This is a genomic window from Ruegeria sp. BH6 (assembly GCF_056538105.1).
Window position 1 is genome coordinate 168344 of sequence record NZ_JBQFSR010000004.1, and the last position, 22161, is coordinate 190504.

General features: G+C 58.4%; 25 protein-coding genes, 2 tRNA genes and 1 riboswitch. Of the genes, 16 read left to right on the forward strand and 11 right to left on the reverse strand.

The window, feature by feature from the left end; all coding sequences use genetic code 11:
- Positions 1–11: 11 nt before the first annotated feature.
- The 4 genes from ACR0B8_RS11155 to petA form a co-directional block, all read right to left on the reverse strand.
- Positions 12–425 (reverse strand): nuclear transport factor 2 family protein, encoded by a 414-nt coding sequence (locus ACR0B8_RS11155; protein ID WP_170349663.1) that lies wholly within the window; start codon positions 423–425, stop codon positions 12–14.
- Positions 426–571: 146 nt separating this feature from the next.
- Positions 572–1357: a cytochrome c1 gene (locus tag ACR0B8_RS11160; protein ID WP_226689057.1), complete on the reverse strand. Its 786-nt coding sequence runs from the start codon at positions 1355–1357 to the stop codon at positions 572–574.
- 17 nt (positions 1358–1374) lie between these two features.
- Positions 1375–2706 (reverse strand): cytochrome b, encoded by a 1332-nt coding sequence (petB, locus tag ACR0B8_RS11165; protein WP_170349661.1) that lies wholly within the window; start codon positions 2704–2706, stop codon positions 1375–1377.
- 11 nt (positions 2707–2717) lie between these two features.
- Positions 2718–3302 (reverse strand): ubiquinol-cytochrome c reductase iron-sulfur subunit, encoded by a 585-nt coding sequence (petA, locus tag ACR0B8_RS11170; protein ID WP_170349660.1) that lies wholly within the window; start codon positions 3300–3302, stop codon positions 2718–2720.
- A 485-nt stretch (positions 3303–3787) separates the two neighbouring features.
- On the opposite strand from petA, the gene ACR0B8_RS11175 reads away from it, so the two are divergent.
- Positions 3788–4246, forward strand: coding sequence for a c-type cytochrome (locus ACR0B8_RS11175; protein ID WP_226689056.1), 459 nt, complete (start codon positions 3788–3790; stop codon positions 4244–4246).
- 41 nt (positions 4247–4287) lie between these two features.
- On the opposite strand, the gene ACR0B8_RS11180 is transcribed toward ACR0B8_RS11175, so the two are convergent.
- Complete coding sequence (locus tag ACR0B8_RS11180; protein ID WP_226689055.1) at positions 4288–4896, reverse strand: glutathione S-transferase; 609 nt, start codon at positions 4894–4896, stop codon at positions 4288–4290.
- A gap of 109 nt (positions 4897–5005) precedes the next feature.
- Positions 5006–5153: riboswitch (FMN riboswitch) on the forward strand.
- Positions 5154–5227: 74 nt separating this feature from the next.
- Here ACR0B8_RS11180 and ACR0B8_RS11185 point away from each other — a divergent pair.
- The 5 genes from ACR0B8_RS11185 (at position 5228) to cobO (ending at position 9149) form a co-directional block, all read left to right on the forward strand.
- Positions 5228–5668, forward strand: coding sequence for a 6,7-dimethyl-8-ribityllumazine synthase (locus tag ACR0B8_RS11185; RefSeq protein ID WP_170376366.1), 441 nt, complete (start codon positions 5228–5230; stop codon positions 5666–5668).
- A 95-nt stretch (positions 5669–5763) separates the two neighbouring features.
- Positions 5764–6864: a chorismate synthase gene (gene aroC, locus ACR0B8_RS11190; RefSeq protein WP_170349656.1), complete on the forward strand. Its 1101-nt coding sequence runs from the start codon at positions 5764–5766 to the stop codon at positions 6862–6864.
- Entirely contained in the window at positions 6848–7510 is a 663-nt protein-coding gene (locus tag ACR0B8_RS11195; protein ID WP_480658515.1) for an HD domain-containing protein, read from the forward strand. Before aroC ends, ACR0B8_RS11195 begins: the two co-directional genes overlap by 17 nt.
- 45 nt (positions 7511–7555) lie before the next feature.
- Positions 7556–8491, forward strand: a complete 936-nt coding sequence (locus tag ACR0B8_RS11200) for a DMT family transporter (RefSeq protein WP_170360934.1) — start codon at positions 7556–7558, stop codon at positions 8489–8491.
- A 58-nt stretch (positions 8492–8549) separates the two neighbouring features.
- Positions 8550–9149 carry a cob(I)yrinic acid a,c-diamide adenosyltransferase gene (cobO, locus tag ACR0B8_RS11205; protein ID WP_480638385.1) on the forward strand — a complete coding sequence of 200 codons (600 nt, stop codon included), beginning with the start codon at positions 8550–8552 and terminating at the stop codon, positions 9147–9149.
- Positions 9150–9182: 33 nt separating this feature from the next.
- On the opposite strand, the gene ACR0B8_RS11210 is transcribed toward cobO, so the two are convergent.
- The 4 genes from ACR0B8_RS11210 to ACR0B8_RS11225 form a co-directional block, all read right to left on the reverse strand.
- Complete coding sequence (locus ACR0B8_RS11210) at positions 9183–9380, reverse strand: hypothetical protein (RefSeq protein WP_480658513.1); 198 nt, start codon at positions 9378–9380, stop codon at positions 9183–9185.
- A gap of 262 nt (positions 9381–9642) precedes the next feature.
- A complete protein-coding gene (locus ACR0B8_RS11215; RefSeq protein WP_170349651.1) occupies positions 9643–10008 on the reverse strand; it encodes an SPW repeat domain-containing protein in 366 nt (121 codons plus the stop codon).
- Positions 10009–10117: 109 nt separating this feature from the next.
- Positions 10118–11068, reverse strand: coding sequence for an AraC family transcriptional regulator (locus tag ACR0B8_RS11220; protein WP_170349650.1), 951 nt, complete (start codon positions 11066–11068; stop codon positions 10118–10120).
- Between the two features lie 127 nt (positions 11069–11195).
- Positions 11196–12062 (reverse strand): branched-chain amino acid aminotransferase, encoded by an 867-nt coding sequence (locus ACR0B8_RS11225; protein WP_170349649.1) that lies wholly within the window; start codon positions 12060–12062, stop codon positions 11196–11198.
- A 160-nt stretch (positions 12063–12222) separates the two neighbouring features.
- Here ACR0B8_RS11225 and ACR0B8_RS11230 point away from each other — a divergent pair, with 160 nt between their 5' ends.
- The 6 genes from ACR0B8_RS11230 (at position 12223) to dxs (ending at position 17478) form a co-directional block, all read left to right on the forward strand.
- Positions 12223–12735: a MarR family winged helix-turn-helix transcriptional regulator gene (locus ACR0B8_RS11230; RefSeq protein WP_170349648.1), complete on the forward strand. Its 513-nt coding sequence runs from the start codon at positions 12223–12225 to the stop codon at positions 12733–12735.
- Positions 12732–13433, forward strand: coding sequence for a response regulator (locus tag ACR0B8_RS11235; RefSeq protein WP_170349647.1), 702 nt, complete (start codon positions 12732–12734; stop codon positions 13431–13433). The genes ACR0B8_RS11230 and ACR0B8_RS11235 overlap by 4 nt, the downstream gene beginning before the upstream one ends.
- Before the next feature lie 69 nt (positions 13434–13502).
- Complete coding sequence (locus tag ACR0B8_RS11240; protein ID WP_170360941.1) at positions 13503–14429, forward strand: histone deacetylase family protein; 927 nt, start codon at positions 13503–13505, stop codon at positions 14427–14429.
- On the forward strand, positions 14426–14668 hold the full coding sequence (locus tag ACR0B8_RS11245) for an exodeoxyribonuclease VII small subunit (RefSeq protein WP_058282745.1): 243 nt from the start codon (positions 14426–14428) through the stop codon (positions 14666–14668). The genes ACR0B8_RS11240 and ACR0B8_RS11245 overlap by 4 nt, the downstream gene beginning before the upstream one ends.
- Positions 14669–15535, forward strand: a complete 867-nt coding sequence (locus ACR0B8_RS11250; protein ID WP_170360943.1) for a polyprenyl synthetase family protein — start codon at positions 14669–14671, stop codon at positions 15533–15535.
- Positions 15536–15549: 14 nt separating this feature from the next.
- The gene (gene dxs / locus ACR0B8_RS11255) at positions 15550–17478 is read left to right on the forward strand and encodes a 1-deoxy-D-xylulose-5-phosphate synthase (protein ID WP_170376385.1); all 1929 of its coding nucleotides are present in this window, start codon (positions 15550–15552) and stop codon (positions 17476–17478) included.
- Positions 17479–17510: 32 nt separating this feature from the next.
- Here the strand turns inward: dxs and ACR0B8_RS11260 are convergent.
- Positions 17511–17586: transfer RNA gene (locus tag ACR0B8_RS11260), tRNA-Thr, on the reverse strand.
- Positions 17587–17792: 206 nt separating this feature from the next.
- Between ACR0B8_RS11260 and ACR0B8_RS11265 the strand changes: the two genes are divergently transcribed.
- From ACR0B8_RS11265 to arsJ, 3 genes are read left to right on the forward strand one after another with little or no spacing between them, the layout of a single operon-like run.
- Complete coding sequence (locus ACR0B8_RS11265) at positions 17793–18620, forward strand: arsenate reductase/protein-tyrosine-phosphatase family protein (RefSeq protein WP_226689053.1); 828 nt, start codon at positions 17793–17795, stop codon at positions 18618–18620.
- Positions 18621–18622: 2 nt separating this feature from the next.
- Complete coding sequence (locus ACR0B8_RS11270; RefSeq protein WP_170360947.1) at positions 18623–19621, forward strand: ArsJ-associated glyceraldehyde-3-phosphate dehydrogenase; 999 nt, start codon at positions 18623–18625, stop codon at positions 19619–19621.
- Positions 19618–20883: an organoarsenical effux MFS transporter ArsJ gene (arsJ, locus tag ACR0B8_RS11275; RefSeq protein ID WP_170360949.1), complete on the forward strand. Its 1266-nt coding sequence runs from the start codon at positions 19618–19620 to the stop codon at positions 20881–20883. The genes ACR0B8_RS11270 and arsJ overlap by 4 nt, the downstream gene beginning before the upstream one ends.
- Positions 20884–20939: 56 nt before the next feature.
- Here the strand turns inward: arsJ and ACR0B8_RS11280 are convergent.
- Positions 20940–21016, reverse strand: a tRNA-Arg gene (locus ACR0B8_RS11280).
- Positions 21017–21131: 115 nt separating this feature from the next.
- Here ACR0B8_RS11280 and ACR0B8_RS11285 point away from each other — a divergent pair.
- The gene (locus ACR0B8_RS11285; protein WP_170360951.1) at positions 21132–22157 is read left to right on the forward strand and encodes a LacI family DNA-binding transcriptional regulator; all 1026 of its coding nucleotides are present in this window, start codon (positions 21132–21134) and stop codon (positions 22155–22157) included.
- Positions 22158–22161: the final 4 nt, after the last annotated feature.

Here is a 22161-nt window from a genome sequence, read left to right on the forward strand (position 1 = left end):
GGTAAAGCTGCTTAGGTGGTGACCGCAGACACCGCTGCGGTGTCATAGAATTCCTCGTATTCACAGACCAGCCCGTCGCGAAACCGGCAAATGATCAAAATCGGCGTCTCTACCGTCTTGCCAGTGCCTTTATGCGTCCAGGCACAGGCGCCGATGCCGACAACACGGTCATCCTGTGCAATGGTGTCTTTCAGGGTCCAATGCTGCATCTCGAATGCGGCAGTCAGATCTTCCAGATATTCCTGCATCTCGGCCCGACCATCGCGCCCACAGCTAAAATCCAGCCCGTATTGGCCCCGGCCCAGCGAACGCATGCACAGATCCTCGGTCGTGTATTTTTCCCACATACCGATATCTGACGCCTTGCAATCGTTCCATTCTGCAAAGGCTTTCCGCATCTTTTCGACATTGCTCTGCGTGTCCATAATTCGTTCTCCCAAATGTAATGCGCTGAAAATGTGCTGCCCCAGAAACAACAAAGGACGAGGCGAGTATAACACCGGCAGCCTGCCGAACAAAAAAGGCCCGGTGTCGAACACCGGGCCTCGTAACATTCAGAAGCAAAATCCGATCAGACGGACTTCTTGCCTTTCACGCCTGCCCACAGGCGTTTGTTGACCAGGTACAACAGCACCGACAACAGCGACAGGAAGATCACACCGACGAAGCCGGAGTACTTACGCTCCATCATCTTCGGCTCGGCTGTCCACATCAGGAAGGCCGCGATGTCTTCGGACAAGGCTTCGACCGTGGCCGGGTGACCATCAGCGAATTCCACCTGATCTTCGGCCAGGGGCGGTGCCATCGAAATCCAGCCGCCTGGGAAAGCGGTGTTTTCGTACAGGATCGTGCCGGCCTCTTCTTTTTCATGGCCGGTATAGCCATCCAGCAGCGAGGCGATGTATTCCGCGCCACCCATGCCTTTGAAGAACTGGTTGATGCCCAGACCGTAAGGACCGTGGAAGCCCGCACGGGCCTTGGCCATCAGGCTCAGGTCCGGTGCGCCAACGCCGTCATTTGCCGGGAAGTGATCGGTCGGAATGGCCGGACGGAAATCGTCCAGCTCGGGGTCGAACACTTCGAAGTTGCCCGCCGCATAGGCGATGACTTCTTCTTCCGAATAGCCCAGCGCTTCAAGGTCGCGCAGGGGCACGTATCTCAGGCCGTGGCAAGCCGCGCAAACCTCGGTATAGACTTGAAGACCGCGCTGCAGCTGGTTCTGATCCCAGGTGCCAAACGGCCCCTCGAACGAGAAGTGGAAGTCCTCGATATGCTGTTCGCCGCCGCCTGCCGCGTAGGACGCAGCAGGAGCAAGGGCGAGAGCAAACGCGGCACCGATTGCAAGTTTCTTGAACATGTTTCCGGTCCCTCTTCTTACTCGGCCGGCGTGGCGTCGGCGTCAGCCTTGCCATAATGCGCGTTGAAGTCTTCTTCGATGGTCTCGGGCTGGGCCAGAGGTTTCTCGATCACGCCAAGGATCGGCAGGATCACGAAGAAATAGGCGAACCAGTAGGCGGACGCGATCAGCGAGAAGGTCGCATAGGGCTCTTCCGCGGGCATCGCACCCAGCCACATCAGGGCAAAGAAATCGATGATCAGCAGGTAGAACCACCATTTGAACAGCGGGCGGTATTTGCCCGAACGCACAGTCGACGTGTCCAGCCAGGGCGCCAGCGCCATGGCCAGAATCGCACCGAACATCGCGATCACACCAAAGAATTTGGCGTCAACAATGCCGCCGGTGATGAAGCTGGCGAACTGCACGACCCAGACCTCACCAGTGAAGGCACGCAGGATCGCGTAGAACGGCAGGAAGTACCATTCGGGCACGATGTGCGCAGGCGTCACCAGCGGGTTGGCTTCGATATAGTTGTCCGGGTGGCCCAGATAGTTCGGCATGAAACCGACGACCGCCCAGAACACAACCAGGATCACAGCCAGTGCGAACAGATCTTTGATCACGAAGTACGGCCAGAACGGCAGCGTGTCTTTCTCGGCTTCGGCTTTCGAACCGCGACGAACCTCAACACCTGTGGGGTTGTTGTTGCCGGTGGTGTGGAAGGCCCAGATGTGCACGATGACCAGCGCTGCAATCACGAACGGCAGCAGGTAGTGCAGCGAGAAGAAGCGGTTCAGCGTGGCATTGTCCACCGCGGGTCCGCCCAGCAGCCAGGTCTGGATCGCATCACCCACGAACGGGATCGCGCCAAACAGGCCAGTGATCACGGTCGCACCCCAGAAGGACATCTGACCCCAAGGCAGAACGTAGCCCATGAAGGCGGTGCCCATCATCATCAGGTAAATCAGCATCCCAATGATCCACGTGATCTCACGCGGGGCTTTGTACGAGCCGTAGAACAGGCCACGGAAGATGTGGATGTATACCGCAACAAAGAACAGCGATGCGCCATTCATGTGTAGGTAGCGCAGCATATAGCCGCCATTCACATTGCGCATGATGTGTTCGATGCTGGCAAAGGCCAGATCGACATGCGGGGTGTAGTGCATCACCAGAACGATACCGGTGACAATTTGCAGCGCCAGGCAGAACGCCAGGACGATGCCCCAGATCCACCACCAGTTCAGGTTCTTGGGCGTTGGGATCATAAGGGTGTCATACAGCAGGCCGACGATCGGCAGACGGCTGTTCAGCCACTTCTCGCCATTTGTCTTCGGCTCGTAATGATCGTGGGGAATTCCGGACATCTGGGTCTCCCTTAGCCGAGCTTGATGGTTGTCGCATCCACCCATTCAACGGGCGGAACGGGCAGGTTTTCAGGCGCGGGGCCTTTGCGGATACGACCGGCAAGGTCATAGTGCGAACCGTGGCAGGGGCAGAACCAGCCACCGAAATCACCCGCATCGCCCAGAGGGACACAGCCCAGGTGGGTGCAAACGCCCATCTGAACAATCCATGCGCCGGGCGCTTCACCTTCGGGCGACGGCATCACGCGGTTGGCATCCGTTGCGGGCGCATCGGCGGGCAGGTTGAAGTTGCGCGCCAGCGGATCAGGCAGTGCATCTACGCCTTCGGCGTCCTGTTCCTGAGCCTCTTGGATCTCAGCACCGGTACGGTGACGGATAAATACAGGCTTGCCCAGCCATTTGACGGTCAGCTGCGTGCCCGGCTCGACACCGCTGACGTCCTGGCGAATCGAGGACAGCGCCTGAACGTCTGCCGATGGGTTCATTTGGTTGATCAGGGGCCATACGGCTGCACCCGTCGCAACGACACCTGCGCCGCCTGCGACGTAGTAGAGGAAATCTCTGCGGGTGCCTTCGTGGTCTTCTGCGTGGGACACGAGGTTTTCTCCGATTCCGGCGCCCGCGATTGCGGGCAAACATGCATCAGCACCGCATCAAAGCGGCGTCTCATCGCGGCTATCTAGCCGGGAGAAATCGGTTCGTCCAGCGGTCATAGGCGCGCAGGACGCCTCAACAGGGCATTCATGTCACAACGACGGGGTATTTTTTCAAGATGGGGGCGGATTTAAGCGGGGGAACCAGCCGCCTGTCTAAACCTGCTGCCCATGTGATTCGGGTGAGGCATACTGAGGGCTAAACCGGCATGCAGAACTGGGTTTTGCCACGCAAGAAAGCGGGCATCGGGCAAGATTCAGACCAGATTCTGCCACCCTATTTTCCACTTTTCCGGAATGTGTGACCAATTAAAAACTGAGTTAAAAATGTATATTTTATAACGGGTTATATACGTCTGAATTCGATTGCACTTTTAACGGGAATCCACGAAAGGCAAGGAAATTCCAACCTCTGCAGGACGTTTTCAATGTCAAACCCCGCGTCACAACTTTTTGCACCAACGCTGACCCTTTTTCTGGCCATCGCGTCTCAGGCCGTGGCCGTTGGCGATCCGGCAAAGGGTGAAAAACTATATAACCGCTGCTCTTCTTGCCACGCGATTATCAAAGATGGAGAAATTTTGGTCAAAGGCGGCATCACCGGGCCGAATCTGTATGGTGTGGTAGGTCGTGTTGCCGGATCCGAGACTGATTATCTTTACGGAAGCGAACGCCTGCCCATCGGAATGTTCACTGATGACATGATCCGTGCGGGCAACGAAGGGCTTGTGTGGACCGAGGAAAATATCATCGCTTACTCGCAAGACCCGATTGGGTTTATTCAGGATTACCTGAATGACGAAACCGCACGCCCGAACATGAGCGTGAAGCTGAAGAAAGGGGCCGAAGACATTGCTGCCTATCTGGCCACCTTCAGCAGCCAGTAATGCAAAAGGCTCCGCCCCATCCTCGGCGCGGGGCCTGTTTCCTAGGCTGGCGGGCGGGTGGCAACCATGCTTGGCCGTTCGCTGAAATCCGCGTACCACGCGGCCAACGCATCATTGCCCTTACGCCAGCCACGCGCATCATGCCGCAGGTCCAGATAACCCAGTGCGCAGGCCACAGCGATCTGGCCCATATCCAGTGGACCCGCCAAATGGGCCATCCACCGTTGGTTCAGCGCAGCGCAGGCGCGTTCGATCTTGCCCCATTGCGCATCCTTCCAAAGGTCCCACTGCTTATCCTCGGGGCGGAAACGCTCTTCATAGGCGACCGCCAAAGCTGAATCCATAATACCGTCTGCCAGCGCTTCCAGTGTCAGCACGTCCCAGCGCCCGGAACCCTCGGGGTACATCCCGGCCTTGGCACGTGCGTCCAGAAAGGCGCAGATCACCCGACTGTCGAACAATGTCGGGCCATCGGGCCGCTCCAAGGCGGGGATTCTGGTCAACGGCACTTTGCCCAGCAGGGAATCGGACGGATCCAACGGCGTATTGGCAATGGTCATCACCTCGACATCGTCAAGTTGGCTGGTTTCATGCAGCAAAACCATAACCTTACGCACATAGGGGGACATCGGGCTGTGATAGAGTTTCATTCACATTCTCCTTGGCTTCAGAAACCCTACAGCAGCTGGTTTGAAACAAAACCCATCAATTGCCAGCACCTTCACCCTTGCGGAACCGCGCGGGCCTTGGCAATGTCGATCCCGTTCTCAGGGCGGGGCGAAATTCCCCACCGGCGGTATGCGGGCCAAGACCCGTAAGCCCGCGAGCGGCCCCGTTGACCGGGGTGTCAGCAGATCTGGTGAGAGGCCAGAGCCGACGGTTAAAGTCCGGATGAAAGAGAACGTGCAAGTAACGCCGGTGATACGGCGTGTTTGCTCGTGATCGCCTTGGGTGACGTGTCTGTTACGAAAGGAGATCATGATGACACACACCCGCTATGCTTTTATCAAAGCCAACTGGCATTCCGATATCGTTGACCGCGCGCTGGATGGGTTTCTGGACCTCATTCCCGCCGAGCAGGTCGACGTTTATGACGTCCCGGGCGCGTTCGAGATGCCGCTGCTGGCCCGCGACCTGGCCCAAACCGGGCGTTATGCCGCGGTCGCCTGCGCCGCATTCGTCGTGGATGGCGGTATCTATCGACACGATTTCGTTGCCCAAGCCGTGGTTGACGGGCTAATGCGCGCAGGGATGGACACAGGTATTCCGGTCCTATCGGTATCGCTGACCCCGCACCAGTATCAGGAAACCGACCACCACAATGCCATCTACCGCGACCACTTTGTGCAAAAGGGCCGCGAAGCCGCTCAGGCGGCGCTGAAAATCACACAGACCCGCGCCGGGTTGGCTGCGGCTGCGTGATGTGAACAAGGTTGGGGTCAAACGGCCCCAACCGCAAATCCGCTTGAGGCCGCGGGCCTTGCCCGCTAATCACGACGCGCAAAGGAGCATGCCCCATGTCGATGAACAGCTTTGGACACCTCTTCCGCGTCACCACCTGGGGCGAAAGCCACGGGCCCGCTTTGGGTGCCACCGTCGATGGCTGCCCGCCGGGCGTTGCGATTGACGAGGCGATGATCCAGCACTGGCTGGACAAGCGCAAACCAGGGCAGAACAAATTCACTACCCAGCGACGTGAGCCTGATCAGGTTAAAATCCTGTCCGGCGTGTTTGAAGGCCAGACCACCGGCACGCCCGTGCAACTGATGATCGAGAACACCGATCAACGCTCAAAAGACTACGGCGATATCATGGACAAGTTCCGGCCGGGTCACGCCGATATCACCTATTGGCAGAAATACGGTATCAGGGATTACCGCGGTGGCGGGCGCAGTTCGGCCCGGGAAACCGCATCGCGTGTGGCCGCCGGGGGGCTGGCGCGCGAAGCTATCAAACAGATCGCTCCCAATGTGCAGATCACCGGCTATATGGTGCAAATGGGGCCGCGCAAGATTGACCGCACCAATTTTGACTGGTCGCAAATAGAACAGAACCCGTTTTGGACACCTGACGCGGCAGCAGCCGAAGACTGGGCGACCTATCTGGATGATCTGCGCAAATCCGGCAATTCGGTCGGCGCAGTGGTTGAAGTGGTAGCCCGAGGCGTCCCTGCCGGCATCGGCGCCCCCGTATATGCCAAGTTAGACACTGATCTGGCCGCTGCGATGATGTCGATCAACGCCGTCAAAGGTGTTGAGATCGGTGAAGGTATGGCCGCCGCCGAACTGACCGGCGAAGCCAACGCAGACGAGATTTTCATGGGGCAGGACGGTCCGCAATACAGTTCCAACCATGCGGGCGGAATTCTGGGCGGTATCTCGACTGGGCAGGATCTTGTGGTGCGATTTGCGGTGAAGCCGACCTCGTCGATCCTGACCACCCGCAAAACCATCACTAAATCCGGTGAGGAAACCGAGATCATTACAAAAGGGCGCCACGATCCTTGCGTCGGCATCCGTGCTGTGCCCGTGGGCGAGGCAATGATGGCCTGCGTCATCCTCGACCACTTGCTGCTGCACCGTGGCCAGATCGGAGAGAACCGTGGACGGATCGGCTGATCTGTGCGCGCGCCTGCGCGCCATCGTCGCGCAGCGGATGGAGACCGACCCGGCGCATGATCTGGCCCATCTGGACCGGGTTTGGGTGAACGCGCAGGCCATTGCGGACGATCAGACCGACATGCCCGTGTTGCTGGCCGCCAGCTATCTGCATGATCTGGTGAACCTCTCCAAAGACGACCCGGATCGCCATCTGGCATCCCGCCAGTCCGCGCAGGAATCAGAGCCTATACTGAGCAAACTTGGCTATAGCCCAGACCAAGTTCGCGCAATTCAGCATGCGATTGAGGCACACAGCTTCTCTGCCAATATCACGCCAGTCTCACCCGAGGCCTGCATTCTGCGTGACGCGGACCGGCTTGACGCGCTGGGCGCGATTGGCATTGCGCGGAACTTTTCGGTTTCAGGCGCTTTGGGACGGGCGCTGTACGATCCGGCTGATCCGTTTGCCGCAAATCGGTCCTTGGACGATCTGACCTATTCGCTGGATCACTGGAAGGTAAAGCTGCTGGGCCTGCCCAGTGACATGCTGACCGAGGGCGGAAAAACCCTTGCACGACAACGCATCGAGCTGATGATCCGCTTTCTGGAGGACTTCGCGGACGAGATCGGCCAGTCTCTGCCTGCGGACTGGACGAATTCCTGATTCCACGCGTTGATCTTTGTCGAACAAAGGCGCAGGTTCGCGCCGATGGCAAAACCGTTAACATCGCATCGACCGCTGCTGGCCGTCGCTCTGAAAACGAGCGCGGTGTTTTTGTTCACCGTGATGGCCGGGTTGATCAAGTCGCAGTCTGATCACTTTCCGCCGGGAGAGATGGTGTTTTTCCGATCACTGTTCGCCATTCCAGTGATCGTCATCTGGCTGATCTCACGCGGAGAATTGGCGCGAGGCTTTATTGTTCGCAAACCCATGGGTCACTTCTGGCGCGGCGTACTGGGGACCACAGCGATGGGGCTGACCTTTACTGGCCTTGGCCTGATCCCCCTGCCCGAGGCGACGGCAATTGGTTACGCGACCCCGATTTTCACCCTGATTCTGGCCGCGATCATGTTGGGCGAGCGCATCCGCAAGATTCGGATCGCCGCCGTGGCCATTGGCCTTTTGGGTGTTCTGATCATGATCTGGCCCCGACTGGGCGGCAACAACATGGAGGCCGCCGCCACTATCGGCGCGCTGTGCATTCTAGGGGCGACTGTTGCACGCGCCTTTGTGCAGATTCACATCCGGCAGTTGGTGCAGGTCGACCACCCGGCGGCCATTGTGTTTTATTTCTCGATGACCGCGACCTTGCTGTCCGGTCTGACCGTTTTCTGGGGCTGGGTCCTGCCCACGTGGGAGCAAGCCGCCATGTTGATTCTGGCCGGGCTGATCGGCGGTGTGGCGCAGATTCTGGTGACCTCGTCCTATCGCTTTGGTCAGGCGTCGATGTTAGCGCCCTACGACTATACTTCGATGTTGTTTGCCATAGTCATCGGCTATTTCTGGTTCAGCGAACTCCCGACACTGGTGATGTTGATCGGTGCGGCACTAGTGATCGCCGGCAATATCGTGGTGATCTGGCGCGAACATCAGCTGGGTCTGGAACGTGGACGCGCCCGCGCCGTCACAGATCCCAAAGCCTGACCTTTACCTTTGCCAAACTTCCCCTAGGGTGTGGCGCGACACAAAATGAGGGTTCCCCATGAGCGACGCGCAGGATCACAAGGAAAAGATGCAAAAGGTGCAGGCTCAGCACCGCAAGAAAGTCTCAGAGGCGGTCGATCCGGGCCGCGGGCTGGTGCTAATCAATACCGGCAAGGGCAAGGGCAAATCCTCGGCCGCTTTTGGCGTGGTAATCCGCGCCCTGGGCTGGGGGCAGAAGGTCGCCGTGGTCCAGTTCATCAAGGGCAAGTGGAAAACCGGCGAGCGGCGTTTCTTCGAAGAACGTGATCTGGTCACCTGGCACACGATGGGCGAGGGCTTTACCTGGGACACCCAAGACCGCGAGCGTGACATCGCAGCCGCTAATGCCGCCTTTGACAAGGCCCGCGCGCTGATGGCCAGCGGGGATTATGATCTGGTGGTTCTGGATGAGATCAACATCGCCCTGCGCTATGAATACCTGTCGGTTGATCAGGTGATTGGCGGTCTGAACGAACGATCGGAAAAGACCAGCGTTTTCCTGACCGGGCGCGACGCCCCGCAAGCGCTGCGCGACTATGCCGATCTAGTTACCGAAATGACCGAAGAAAAGCACCCGTTCCAAGCCGGTATCAAAGCCCAGCGCGGCGTAGATTTCTAAAAACAAAGTCTAAACAGCCCCGTTTCGGGGCTGTTACACCGCCCGATTTTCATTGAGAAAACGGACAGACCCGCGTTCGCTGGCGGCGCTGTCAGGTAAACGGTCGGTTGAATTGGGATCTGTGGCAGGTTTTTTCTTGTCGACATAGGCGCAAAAATCGTCGTCACAACAGCAGCCGCACGCGGTTGCGGCCTCGTACCGTGCCATGATTTCGTCCAGCGGATCGCCCATACCAAGCTCTTTCCATGCCAGTCTGTTTCGTTTCCGAGGCGGCGGCGGGCTCTCACCAAGTCACGCGCTAAGCCCGCAAACCGCCTCGAAATTCGGTGCCGGATAGTATCATACCCAGCGCTGCTTTTTATCTGATTATTTTAGTCAGGAATTGCAAGAGCAAAAGCGCCGTGTGATCAGGTGTGATGCGTTTGATGAGCGGATGAGCCGCCTGTTCTTAAAACAAGCGACTCACAGACATAAAAGTGGGCGTATTTCACACTCAGGCGGTTGCGCCCTGTTCCGACGCGCTAAGCGAGATCACAGCAACCACCGCCGCACCATTCAGCCAGTAGTAAATTGCGTCCAGCCCCGTAAAACCAAACAGGCTAGGTGCGGCCAGGAACGTGACGCCGACGAGCAAATCAACCGCCAGGTGGAATTTATAGGGCAGAACCCGCCAGACGCCGAGATGGTGGTCGGTCAGCACGGTCAGAACAAGCGCCGCGACACCGGTGACTACCGACAGCCACAACGCCATTGGGTTGGATTGCCCCAGCCCTAAAACAAAAGGCAACACCATCAGCGCCAGAGCAACCGGATAATCAAGATAAGCATGCACAGTGCGGGTAACAAAACGGACAGACATTGTTTTTTCCTTTCCTAACTTGGCATGGCACCAAGTTAAGATTGGATAGTCGGACGTTTAATTCTGGATCGTTCGCGAAACATTGCAGATCGTTCGAAGATCCAGCGGATCAGTGCATGGACCGGTAAGCTGCCGGAGACAGGCCAATCTGTTTCTTGAACACGCGGGAAAAGGCCGCTTCTGACGCATAGCCAACCTCGGCCGCCGCATCCGCCACGTTCCAGCGATTCTCAGTCAGGCCGTGACAGGCGATCTGCATGCGCCAATCCGTCAGATATTGCATGGGGGTCGCGTTCATCTTCTCGGCAAACAACTGCGCGAAGGCGGTACGTGACATCCCGGCCTCACGCGCCAGTGACTCGACACTCCATTCCTGTGCGGGGGCCTGATGAAAGGCGGTCAGCGCCCGCGAGATGCGCGGATCAGCGAACCCGGCCAAGGCGGTATCGCTGGGGCTTTGGTATTCCAGATGGGCGCGTATAGCTTGCGCAAATAGCACTTCGGACAGTTTCAGGGCGATCAGGTCGCCCCCGATACGGGCACCGTTGATCTCGGACCCGATCATGCGCAGGGTCGCTTCGATCCAGGCACCGGCCTCTTCGCCGTAGTTTTCGATCAGAATGTACGACGGCAAGCGGTCGATCAGCATATGACCTGCGCCCCTTCGTCCCGGCGGACCAGTGAATGAGAAATGGCCGCACACCAGCTGAGTATCGCGGCTTTTATCCTCGCCCCCGTAAATCAGGACGCCATCGCCCTGATAACCGGCCTCCTCCAGAACCTGCTCTAATGGCAACGCGTCCAGTGGCTTGATCTCATTGCACAGCAGCGCGTGCGCGGCCCCGTGCGGGATCAGGATCAAATCGCCTTGCTTGAGCCGCAGCGTTTCCCCTGTGTTAGAGACGTAAACCTTCAATTCGCCGCGCTGAACAAAGTGGAACCGGGCGACATTTTGATAGGCAGGGACCTGGATACCGAAAGGCGGCGTGAATGACGTGCGGAAGTAGAATGTCCCCCGCAAGGACAGGCGGGTGAGGATATCGCTGAGCAGGTCCAACATGGGCGTAACCTATCGCTGCCTGCGCTGCCGTCCAGCCCGTTGAACGATCTGCACAAGAACTTGAACGGCAGGCAAAGAAAAACCCCCACGAAACGCGGGGGTTCAAAACTGTGCGTTTCTGGTCAGATCAGGCGCGAACCAGCGCCTCATAATCTGCAGCGATCTCGCGGGTCAGATCTCCGACTTCGAAAGTGTAGTCGCCGATTTGCCCCACCGGAGTGACCTCGGCCGCTGTGCCGGTCAGCCAGCATTGCTCGAAATCAGCCATTTCTTCGGGCTTGATACGACGTTCAATCACGTTGATGCCCTTGTCTTTCAGCATCTGGATCACGGTCTGACGGGTGATGCCGTTCAGGAAGCAATCGGCCAACGGAGTATGTACCTCGCCATCCTTGACGAAAAACACGTTGGCACCGGTCGCCTCGGCCACATAGCCGTTGTAATCCATGAACAGCGCGTCCGAGCAGCCCTTGGCCTCGGCCTTGTGCTTGGAAATGGTGCAGATCATGTAGAGACCCGCCGCCTTAGCGTGAACCGGGATGGTTTCGGGGCTGGGGCGTTTCCATTCGGCGATGTCCAGCTTGGCGCCTTGCATCTTAGCGTCGCCATAATAGGCGCCCCAAGGCCAAACCGCGACGGCCATACGTACGGGGTTTCGGGCCGAGGCCACGCCCATATCTTCGCCCGAACCGCGCCAGACCAGCACCCGCACATAGGCGTCCTGCAGACCGCTGGCTTTCAGGGTTTCTTCCTTGGCGGCTTCGATCTGATCGATCGTATAAGGCATCGGCATGTCCAGCGCGTCAGCAGATGCGATCAAACGCTCGGAATGCTCGCGGCTTTTGAAGATCTTGCCGTTATATGCGCGCTCACCTTCGAACACCGAGGACGCATAGTGCATTGCATGAGACAGGATGTGTACATTGGCATCGCGCCAAGGCACCAGTTCACCGTCTATCCAGATCACGCCGTCACGATCATCATACCCCGCCATGCGAAACCTCCTGAACTGGGTTGAATTTTTCGCTTGTTGCGCCATTTAAGTCCGATGCGGACATAAAGTTGCGCAGAAACTGCGGTTCGATACCTGTCCACTCTTGGAATGTCAATAACGCTGACATAAAGTCGGTCCTGAGTAACGAATGAGGCAAATGATGTCGGATACGCGCCCCGCCCAAGTGTTTGGCGGTGAAAGCCTTTTGTTTTTGACCGACGAACAGTTGCGACAAGGGATCGAAGCGATGTTTTTCGCTTACCGGGGCTTTACCGCCGATCCTGATCGCATTCTGGCGCAACTCGCCTATGGTCGAGCCCATCACCGCGCCGTTCATTTCATCAACCGCGCGCCAGGAACGACCGTGAACAACTTGCTGGCAATCCTGGGCGTGACGAAACAGTCGCTGAACCGGGTGCTGCGGACCTTGATCGATGACGGGCTGGTCGAAAGCCGCGTGGGCACAGTGGACAAGCGCGAACGCCATCTGTTTCTGACCGAAAAAGGCAAGGCGCTTGAGGCCAAACTCTCTGAGGCTCAGCGGGTGCGAATGCGCGCCGCCTACAAGGATGCGGGCCCCGAGGCGGTATCAGGATTTCGTAAAGTACTTGAAGCAATGATGGATGCTGATATGCGTCATGCTTACACGAAACTGCGGGATACGACCTCATGAGCGATTTGGATGCCCATCTGCTGATCGTCGACGACGATGAGCGTATTCGTGATCTGCTCAAGAAATTCCTGATGCGCAGCGGGTTTCTGGTGACCGCCGCCCGTGATGCCGCCCATGCGCGGCGGGTACTTTCGGGGCTGGACTTCGACATGATCGTTCTGGACGTGATGATGCCGGGCGAAGACGGCGTAAGCCTGACCAGAACGCTGCGCGAAACCCATTCAACCCCGATCCTGCTGTTGACCGCGCGTGGTGAGACCGAACACCGGATCGCCGGGCTTGAGGCTGGCGCGGACGATTACCTGGCCAAGCCGTTCGAGCCAAAAGAGCTGTTGCTGCGCATCAACGCGATCCTGCGGCGGATGCCTGAAACACCAGCGCAAGATACGGCGACCAAGATTTTGACCCTCGGCCCGATCCGCTATGACGTGGAACGTGGTGAGATGTGGCAGGGCGAAGAACCGGTGCGTCTGACTGCGACGGAAAGCCAGTTGATGAAGATCTTCTCGACCCAACCCGGTGAGCCGATCAGCCGCGCCAAGCTGGTCGAGGATCTGGGCCGCGACAAGGGACAGGCGCAGGAACGCGCGGTTGATGTGCAGATCACCCGGCTGCGGCGCAAGATCGAACAAGACCCAAAGCAGCCACGTTATCTGCAGACGGTCCGGGGCGCCGGGTATATGCTGGCGCCGGATTGATCAGGCCGCTTCGCGGCAACTTTTGGCCTTCGGCGAAGGTATTTTTAGCCAGATGAACAGGGGATCGATATGAAAACCGCCCTTTTGACTCATGCGGATTGTCTGGAGCATGTCACCCCGGATGGGCACCCTGAGCGGGTGGCTCGGCTGGAGCATATCCTGCATGCGTTGGAGTCATTGGACCTGAACCGGGTGACAGCGCCACTGGCGGCGGATGACGATCTGCTGCGCATACATCCGGAAAGCTACATCCGGGATGTGCGCAAAATGCGCCCCGCGGAGGGCTGTGCCCAGATCGACGGGGACACGTTCATGTCTCCGGGCTCGGTCGATGCGGCCTATCGCGCGGCGGGGGCTGTGGTGCGGGCGGTGGATATGGTGCTGGGCGGTGAGGCGCAAAATGCGTTTTGTGCGATCCGGCCTCCGGGGCATCACGCCGAAACCGACACCGCCATGGGGTTTTGCCTGTTCGGCAATGCCGCGCTGGCGGCGAAGCATGCGTTGGATCATCACGGGCTGAACCGCGTCGCAGTGGTTGATTTTGACGTGCATCACGGCAATGGCACGCAGGATTTGCTGTGGGATGAGAAACGCGCACTTGTGATCACCAGCCAGCAGATGCCGTTATGGCCCGGATCGGGGCGTCCGGATGAAACCGGCGCGTTTGAAACCATTCTCAACATCCCCCTGCCCCCTGGTTCCGGCGGGGCCGAGATGCGCGCGGCCTATGAAACACAGGCCTTCCCGCGCCTGCGCGCCTTCAAGCCGGACCTGATCATCATCTCGGCTGGATTTGACGCGCATCAGGACGATCCTTTGGCCAATCTGAACTGGTCCACCGGCGATTTCGCCTGGGTCACCGCCGAGCTTTGCAAGATTGCCCAGGACCTTTGCGGGGGCCGTATCGTCTCGACTCTGGAAGGCGGGTATGATCTGAACGCACTGGCCCAGGCCACACGCGCCCATGTGGAAGAATTGATGAAGGCAGCCCGATGACCGATACCCCAGTAGACCAGATGACATTCGAACAGGCGATGAAAGAGCTTGAGGCCGTTGTTGGCCAGCTCGAGCGCGGCGATGTGGCGCTGGACCAGTCCATCGCGTTGTATGAGCGCGGCGCGGCGTTGAAAAAGCGCTGCGAGGAGGAACTGAAGCGGGCCGAAGAAAAGGTGGCCGCTATTACTCTGGACGCCAACGGTCAGCCGACCGGGACGACGCCTGTCGAAGGTCAGTAAATGTTTCGTGAAATACTAGCGCAGGATGCGGCGCGGATTCAGGATCAGTTCGATCTGGTTCTGGGCGCGCTGGACGATCTGAATGTGACCCGTGCGATGGCCTATGCCATCAAAGGTGGCAAACGGTTGCGTGGGTTTCTGGTGCTGGAAAGCGCGCGCCTGCACGGCGTGGATGCAAGTCGCGCCGTTTGGCCCGCCACCGGGATCGAAGCACTGCACGCGTACTCACTAGTCCATGACGATCTGCCCTGTATGGATGACGACGATCTGCGCCGTGGGCGGCCCACGGTTCATGTGAAATGGGACGAAGGCACCGCCGTTCTGGCCGGGGACGCGTTGCAGACGCTGGCCTTCGAACTCTGCACCCGCCCTGAGGTCGGCACGGCCGAGGTTCGGGCAGAGTTGGCCCTGACCCTTGCCAAGGCCAGCGGAGCGCAAGGTATGGTGCTGGGTCAGGCGCTGGATATCGCGGCGGAAACGGCTGCAGCACCGCTGACCCTGGACGAAATCACGCGCCTTCAAGCGGGTAAGACCGGTGTCCTTATTGAATGGTCCGCCTGTGCCGGTGCGCGATTGGCGCAGGCCGACCCCGAGCCGTTGCGCCAATATGCCCGGGCACTGGGGCTTGCTTTTCAGATCGCGGACGACATTCTGGATGTCGAGGGTGATGCCGAAAAGGCTGGAAAACGCCTGCAAAAGGATGCCCAGGCTGGCAAGGCCACATTTGTTTCACTGTTGGGTCTGGAAGCAGCCAAAGCCCGTGCGGCGGAACTGGTGGATCAAGGCTGCGCCGCATTGGACGGCTATGGCGCATCGGCAGAAACCTTGAAGGACGCCGCCCGCTTCGTTATTGCCCGGGACAGCTAAGCCAGGAACGCCAAATGTCTGACCGCCCGAAAACGCCTTTGCTGGACCTTGTGAGCCGCCCTGCGGATCTCAAGCAGTTCTCGGATGCGCAACTGCATCAGGTGGCACAGGAATTGCGAACCGAAACGATCTCGGCCGTGTCCGTCACAGGTGGGCACTTGGGCGCGGGCCTAGGTGTAGTCGAGCTGACCACTGCTTTACATGCGGTGTTCGACACGCCCCGCGACAAGATCATTTGGGATGTGGGGCATCAGTGTTATCCGCATAAGATCTTGACCGAGCGGCGCGACCGTATCCGAACCCTGCGCATGAAGGACGGGCTGAGCGGGTTCACCAAGCGTAGCGAAAGCCCGTATGATCCGTTTGGGGCGGCGCACAGTTCGACCTCGATTAGCGCCGCACTTGGGTTTTCCGTGGCTCGCGATCTGGGAGGCGTCACGCCCGAAGGGCTGGGTGACGCAATTGCCGTGATCGGCGATGGGTCGATGTCGGCGGGTATGGCCTTTGAGGCGATGAACAACGCCGGTCATCTGGGCAAACGTCTGATCGTCATCCTTAATGACAATGAGATGAGCATCGCCCCGCCCGTCGGTGCACTGTCCAGCTATCTGTCGCGAATTTATACCGAAGCCCCGTTCCACGAATTGAAAGCGGCTGCCAAAGGTGCGGTTTCGCTTCTGCCTGAACCGTTCCGAGAAGGTGCAAAACGGGCCAAGGAAATGCTGAAAGGCATGGCGGTGGGCGGCACGCTGTTCGAAGAGCTTGGCTTTTCCTATATCGGGCCTCTCGACGGTCACGACATGGATCAGTTGCTGCCGGTTTTGCGCACGGTCAAAGCACGGGCGACCGGTCCGATCCTGATCCATGTGCTGACAAAAAAGGGCAAGGGCTACGCGCCCGCCGAGCAGGCCCGCGACAAGGGCCACGCCACCGCGAAATTTGACGTGGTCACGGGCGAGCAGAAAAAGGCCCCGTCCAACGCGCCGTCATATACGTCGGTCTTTGGCAAAGCGCTGGTTGATGAGGCGGGGCGCGATGACAAGATCGTGGCTGTCACGGCCGCAATGCCGGACGGCACCGGGTTGAACCTGTTTGCCGAACGCTACCCGTCGCGCTGTTTCGACGTCGCAATTGCAGAACAGCACGGCGTGACCTTCGCGGCGGCGCTGGCGGCTGGCGGTATGAAACCGTTCTGCGCGATGTATTCGACCTTTTTGCAGCGCGGCTATGATCAGGTGGTGCATGACGTGGCCATTCAGCGCCTGCCGGTGCGTTTTGCCATCGACCGTGCAGGGCTGGTGGGTGCTGATGGCGCAACCCATGCGGGATCCTTCGATATTGCCTATCTTGCCAACCTGCCCGGCATGACCGTCATGGCCGCTGCGGATGAGGCCGAACTGATGCATATGGTTGCCACGGCGGCGGCCCATGATGACGGTCCCATTGCGTTCCGCTATCCGCGCGGCGAGGGTGTGGGCGTCGACCTGCCTGAACGAGGCGAGGTGCTTGAGATCGGCAAAGGCCGCATGATCCAAAAAGGTGCGCGCGTGGCGCTTTTGTCCTTTGGCACCCGCTTGGCCGAGGTGCAGAAGGCCGCCGAGGCCCTTTCAGCCCGCGGGATCACACCCACCATCGCCGACGCCCGTTTCGCCAAACCGCTGGACCGCGATCTGATCCTTGATCTGGCCGCTAACCACGAGGCTCTGATCACCATCGAAGAAGGTGCAGTTGGCGGATTTGGCAGCCACGTGGCACAGCTATTGGCGGATGAGGGTGTGTTCGATCACGGGCTGAAATACCGCTCGATGGTGCTGCCGGATATCTTCATCGATCAGGCCAGCCCAGCGGACATGTATGCCGTTGCGGGCATGAATGCCGAACAGATCGAAGCCAAGGTTCTGTCGGTTCTGGGCGTCACAACAATAGGCGAAAAACGCGCCTAAGCGGTTACCGGAACACGATTCGGGAATGCATGTGGTGCCTCAAGAGGGACTCGAACCCCCGACCTTGTCCTTACGAAGGACCTGCTCTACCAGCTGAGCTATTGAGGCAAGCGAGGGTTCGTTTAAACGGTCGGGGTGGTACGCGCAAGCCCACTTCTTTTTGGTTTCCTCGTGCTTTTTCCACGCGTTTGGGCAAGCTGCGCTGTTGGCCGCTCGACCCCAACGCGAACATTCAGTGACAACGAATGTGAATTTATTGTAACGGCGCGGGTTAGGGATTGTTGCTTGTGTATTATTTCGATATTTCATGAAATATGATAAATCGAATAACAAACCAACTCGCTGTCCTTGGCCACCCGCAACGTATTTCGGTGTTTCGTATATTGATGCGACGCTTTCCTGACGCCGTTCCGGCGGGTGAATTGGCGACAGAGCTGAGTATCAAACCCAGCACTCTGTCGAACTATCTGAACGCATTGCAACGATCCGGGCTGGTGACGCAGGAGCGGTCGGGGACTTCTTTGCTCTATTCGGTTGAAATGAAGAACGTGCAGAACATGCTGGGCTTCCTGCTGAACGATTGCTGCCGTGGCCGCCCTGATATCTGCATGCCATCCGAGCAAGGAAACGGCGCAATGACGGGCCGCAAATTCAACGTGTTGTTTATCTGCGTAGGCAACTCGGCGCGTTCCATTTTTGCCGAGACCCTACTGCGAGACATCGCCGGGACCCGGTTCAACGTCTACTCAGCTGGCACAAAATCGTTTTCCGAGCTGAATCCGATGGCCATGCAAGTGCTTGAGGACAAGGGTCATGACACCTCGGGTCTACGGTCCAAAAGCATATCTGAATTCTCGGGCCCCGACGCGCCCGAGTTGGATTTCGTTTTTACTGTCTGCAACAAGGCCGCAAACGAAGAATGCCCCGCCTGGGAAGGTCAGCCGATCAGCGGCCACTGGGGTATGATCGATCCGGTCCAGACCGAAGGAACAGACGCCGAAAAAAGCCTGGCCTTTCAGAACACTTATGGCGCGCTCAAGCGCCGGATCGAAGCCTTCACCTCTTTGCCGGTCGAAAGTCTTGACCGGATCGCATTGCAATCTGCTGTCGATGACATCGGCAGAACGCCTGTCGAGGAATAGTTATGACGACCTACGCACTGAACGGTTTGGGCCGGATGGGAAAGCTGGCCTTGAAACCATTGCTGGAAAAAGGCGCCAAGATCGCCTGGATCAATGATGCAGTGGGCGACCCCGAAATGCACGCGCATCTGCTGGAGTTTGACACCGTGCATGGCCGCTGGGATGCCAATTTCGAGCATGACGCAGAGAGTGTCACGATCAATGGCACCCGCCTGCCTTTTATTGGCACCAAGGACCTGAATGCCCTTCCACTGGACAGTGTCGATGTGGTGATCGATTGCACAGGCGTATTCAAGACCGAGGCCAAGCTGGCCCCTTATTTCAAGGCTGGCGTCAAAAAGGTTGTCGTCTCGGCCCCGGTCAAGGATGGGCCCACCGCAAACATCGTCGTGGGCGTCAACGATGCCACCTATGACCCGAACAAGCACCTAATCATCACTGCGGCCTCATGCACCACCAACTGCCTGGCGCCTGTGGTCAAGGTGATCCATGATAACCTGGGCATTCGACACGGATCGATGACTACAATCCACGACGTGACCAACACGCAAACCATCGTGGATCGACCGGCCAAGGACCTGCGCCGCGCACGCTCGGCATTGAATTCGCTGATCCCGACCACCACAGGATCGGCCACCGCAATCACGCTGATCTACCCCGAACTCACGGGGCGGCTGAACGGCCATGCGGTGCGTGTGCCGTTGCTGAACGCCTCGCTGACCGACTGCGTGTTCGAAGTCGAGCGGGAAACAACTGCTGAAGAGGTCAACGCCCTGTTCAAAGCCGCCGCCGAAGGGGACTTGAAAGGTATTCTGGGTTATGAAACGCGGCCTTTGGTGTCGACCGACTACACCAATGATACACGCTCTTCGATCGTGGATGCGCCTTCGACCATGGTGGTGAACGGAACGCAGGTAAAGATCTATGCCTGGTACGACAATGAAATGGGTTATGCGCACCGCCTGGTGGACGTTGCCCTTATGGTTGGGTCGGGGCTGTGACCCAACGGCCCGAGGGTCTGTCGGCCTATATCGCGGTCACAGCCGCCTATTGGGCGTTTATGCTGACCGACGGTGCGTTGCGCATGTTGGTGCTGTTGCATTTTCATTCGCTGGGCTTTTCACCGGTGCAGTTGGCCTATCTGTTTGTTTTGTATGAGGTCGCAGGGATCGTGACCAATCTGACGGCGGGCTGGATTGCGGCACGCTTCGGGTTGACCTCGACGCTTTATGCCGGTCTGGGACTTCAGGTTCTGGCCTTACTGGCGATGACGCAACTGGACCCGAATTGGACCATCGCAGCATCGGTGACCTTTGTGATGATGGTGCAAGGGGCCAGCGGCGTGGCCAAGGACCTGGCCAAGATGTCCTCGAAATCTTCTGTGAAACTGCTGGCACCCACCGAGGAGGGCGGGCTTTTTCGTTGGGTAGCGGTGCTGACCGGATCCAAGAATGCGGTGAAAGGGCTGGGCTTTCTGCTGGGTGCGGTGATGTTGGCCACCTCGGGATTCATGATGGCGATCCTGGTTATGGCCGCAGTTCTGGCGCTGATATTGATTGGAGTAATACTGTTCATGCCCGCAGGTCTGCCCATGGGCCGCAAGGGGGCAAAATTCTCCGAGGTGTTCTCGAAATCCGCCAATGTGAACTGGCTTTCGGCGGCGCGTGTCTTTCTTTTTGGCGCCCGAGACGTGTGGTTCGTGGTCGGCATCCCGATCTATTTCTACGCCGTGCTGTCCGACGGCACCCAAGAAGGAAACCGCGCAGCCTTTTTCATGATCGGCTCTTTCATGGCGGTCTGGGTTATCCTTTACGGCGCTGTTCAAGCCAGCGCGCCCAAGATTCTGCGCGCCAGTGAACGCAGCGAAGCAGACCTGATCCATTCCGCCCGCAGCTGGGCCGCAGCTTTGTTTTGCGTACCCGCCGCATTGACGATTGTGGTGCTGTTCTCTTCAGGCCCCGAAACATGGTTAACCGTCACGCTGGTTCTGGGCCTGCTGCTGTTCGGCGCGGTGTTCGCAGTCAACTCATCGCTGCATTCCTACTTGATTCTGGCCTTCACAAAATCGGAACGGGTGACGATGGATGTCGGATTTTACTACATGGCCAACGCGACGGGCCGCCTTGTGGGCACCGTCCTGTCCGGGCTGACCTATCAAATCGGAGGTCTTTCCCTGGTCCTGGGCACCGCAGCCGCGATGGTTGCACTGGCAGCGCTGGCATCGGGCAAGCTGACCGATCAAACCGCTGACGCCTATTCTTGAATGTCGTCGTACACTACCTGACCGCCCGGCCGCCTATAGCTGTGTTTCAGCAAACTTGGCGACCCCGGCAGGATTCGAACCTGCAACCTGCCCCTTAGGAGGGGGCTGCTCTATCCAGTTGAGCCACGGGGCCGCGCAAGGCTCTCTGTAACCCGGTTTTTTCAGGTTGTCATGACCTTTGCACAACAGTTGTAAATCAAGTCCCGTTCACGCTACCATCGGGCAAAACAACAGTGCAGGTGCCCTCCGTGACCACAGAAACAAAACGTCCGCTTACCCTTCGTGATGTCTCGGAAGCGTCAGGAGTGTCCGAAATGACAGTCAGCCGCGTTCTGAGGAACCGAGGTGACGTGTCCGACGCCACCCGCACCCGCGTTTTGGCTGCCGCGAAAGAGTTGGGATACGTTCCTAACAAGATTGCAGGCGCGCTGGCTTCCAGCCGCGTAAATCTGGTTGCGGTGATTATCCCGTCGCTGTCCAATATGGTCTTTCCCGAGGTTCTGACCGGTATCAATCAGGTGTTGGAAGACACTGAATTGCAGCCCGTGGTCGGCGTCACCGATTACCTGCCCGAGAAAGAAGAAAAGGTCCTTTACGAGATGCTCTCGTGGCGGCCGTCGGGTGTGATCATCGCGGGACTGGAACATACCGAAGCAGCCCGCGCAATGCTCGATTCAGCCGGAATTCCAGTGGTCGAGATCATGGATACAGATGGCAAACCAGTGGACGCGATGGTCGGCATTTCGCACCGTCGTGCTGGGCGCGAAATGGCTGCTGCGATCCTGAAAGCGGGTTATCAACATATCGGTTTCATGGGAACCAAGATGCCGTTGGACCACCGCGCGCGGAAACGCTTTGAAGGTTTTACCGAAGTGCTGGGCAAGAACGGGATCGAGATCGAAGATCGTGAGTTCTATTCCGGCGGCTCGGCCCTGGCCAAAGGGCGCGAGATGACGCAGGCCATGCTGGATCGTTCACCAGATCTGGATTTCCTGTATTATTCCAATGATATGATTGGTGCTGGTGGATTGCTGTACCTGCTGGAACAGGGCATCGACATACCGGGACAGATCGGTCTGGCCGGGTTCAACAATGTCGAACTACTGCAGGGGTTACCGCGCAAACTGGCCACGATGGATGCCTGCCGTCTTGAGATCGGGCGCAAGGCGGCCGAGATTATCGCCACGCAATTGGCCGATCCGAATACCGAGGTCGACACGCGTCTGACACTGACCCCCAAGATCAGCTACGGCGACACACTGAAGCGGCGCTAAACTC

Bases quoted from the DNA above. Each gene is read 5' to 3' on its own strand.
- ACR0B8_RS11235 (WP_170349647.1), top strand. From the start codon at position 12,732: ATGAGCGATTTGGATGCCCATCTGCTGATCGTCGACGACGATGAGCGT.
- cobO (WP_480638385.1), top strand. From the start codon at position 8,550: ATGAGCGACGCGCAGGATCACAAGGAAAAGATGCAAAAGGTGCAGGCT.
- ACR0B8_RS11155 (WP_170349663.1), bottom strand. From the start codon at position 425: ATGGACACGCAGAGCAATGTCGAAAAGATGCGGAAAGCCTTTGCAGAA.
- ACR0B8_RS11225 (WP_170349649.1), bottom strand. From the start codon at position 12,062: ATGGCGGGGTATGATGATCGTGACGGCGTGATCTGGATAGACGGTGAA.
- dxs (WP_170376385.1), top strand. From the start codon at position 15,550: ATGTCTGACCGCCCGAAAACGCCTTTGCTGGACCTTGTGAGCCGCCCT.
- ACR0B8_RS11185 (WP_170376366.1), top strand. From the start codon at position 5,228: ATGACACACACCCGCTATGCTTTTATCAAAGCCAACTGGCATTCCGAT.
- ACR0B8_RS11200 (WP_170360934.1), top strand. From the start codon at position 7,556: ATGGCAAAACCGTTAACATCGCATCGACCGCTGCTGGCCGTCGCTCTG.
- ACR0B8_RS11230 (WP_170349648.1), top strand. From the start codon at position 12,223: ATGTCGGATACGCGCCCCGCCCAAGTGTTTGGCGGTGAAAGCCTTTTG.
- ACR0B8_RS11160 (WP_226689057.1), bottom strand. From the start codon at position 1,357: ATGTTCAAGAAACTTGCAATCGGTGCCGCGTTTGCTCTCGCCCTTGCT.
- ACR0B8_RS11245 (WP_058282745.1), top strand. From the start codon at position 14,426: ATGACCGATACCCCAGTAGACCAGATGACATTCGAACAGGCGATGAAA.
- ACR0B8_RS11270 (WP_170360947.1), top strand. From the start codon at position 18,623: ATGACGACCTACGCACTGAACGGTTTGGGCCGGATGGGAAAGCTGGCC.
- ACR0B8_RS11265 (WP_226689053.1), top strand. From the start codon at position 17,793: ATGATAAATCGAATAACAAACCAACTCGCTGTCCTTGGCCACCCGCAA.
- ACR0B8_RS11210 (WP_480658513.1), bottom strand. From the start codon at position 9,380: ATGGGCGATCCGCTGGACGAAATCATGGCACGGTACGAGGCCGCAACC.
- ACR0B8_RS11240 (WP_170360941.1), top strand. From the start codon at position 13,503: ATGAAAACCGCCCTTTTGACTCATGCGGATTGTCTGGAGCATGTCACC.
- aroC (WP_170349656.1), top strand. From the start codon at position 5,764: ATGTCGATGAACAGCTTTGGACACCTCTTCCGCGTCACCACCTGGGGC.
- petB (WP_170349661.1), bottom strand. From the start codon at position 2,706: ATGTCCGGAATTCCCCACGATCATTACGAGCCGAAGACAAATGGCGAG.
- ACR0B8_RS11220 (WP_170349650.1), bottom strand. From the start codon at position 11,068: ATGTTGGACCTGCTCAGCGATATCCTCACCCGCCTGTCCTTGCGGGGG.
- ACR0B8_RS11180 (WP_226689055.1), bottom strand. From the start codon at position 4,896: ATGAAACTCTATCACAGCCCGATGTCCCCCTATGTGCGTAAGGTTATG.
- ACR0B8_RS11250 (WP_170360943.1), top strand. From the start codon at position 14,669: ATGTTTCGTGAAATACTAGCGCAGGATGCGGCGCGGATTCAGGATCAG.
- ACR0B8_RS11215 (WP_170349651.1), bottom strand. From the start codon at position 10,008: ATGTCTGTCCGTTTTGTTACCCGCACTGTGCATGCTTATCTTGATTAT.
- ACR0B8_RS11175 (WP_226689056.1), top strand. From the start codon at position 3,788: ATGTCAAACCCCGCGTCACAACTTTTTGCACCAACGCTGACCCTTTTT.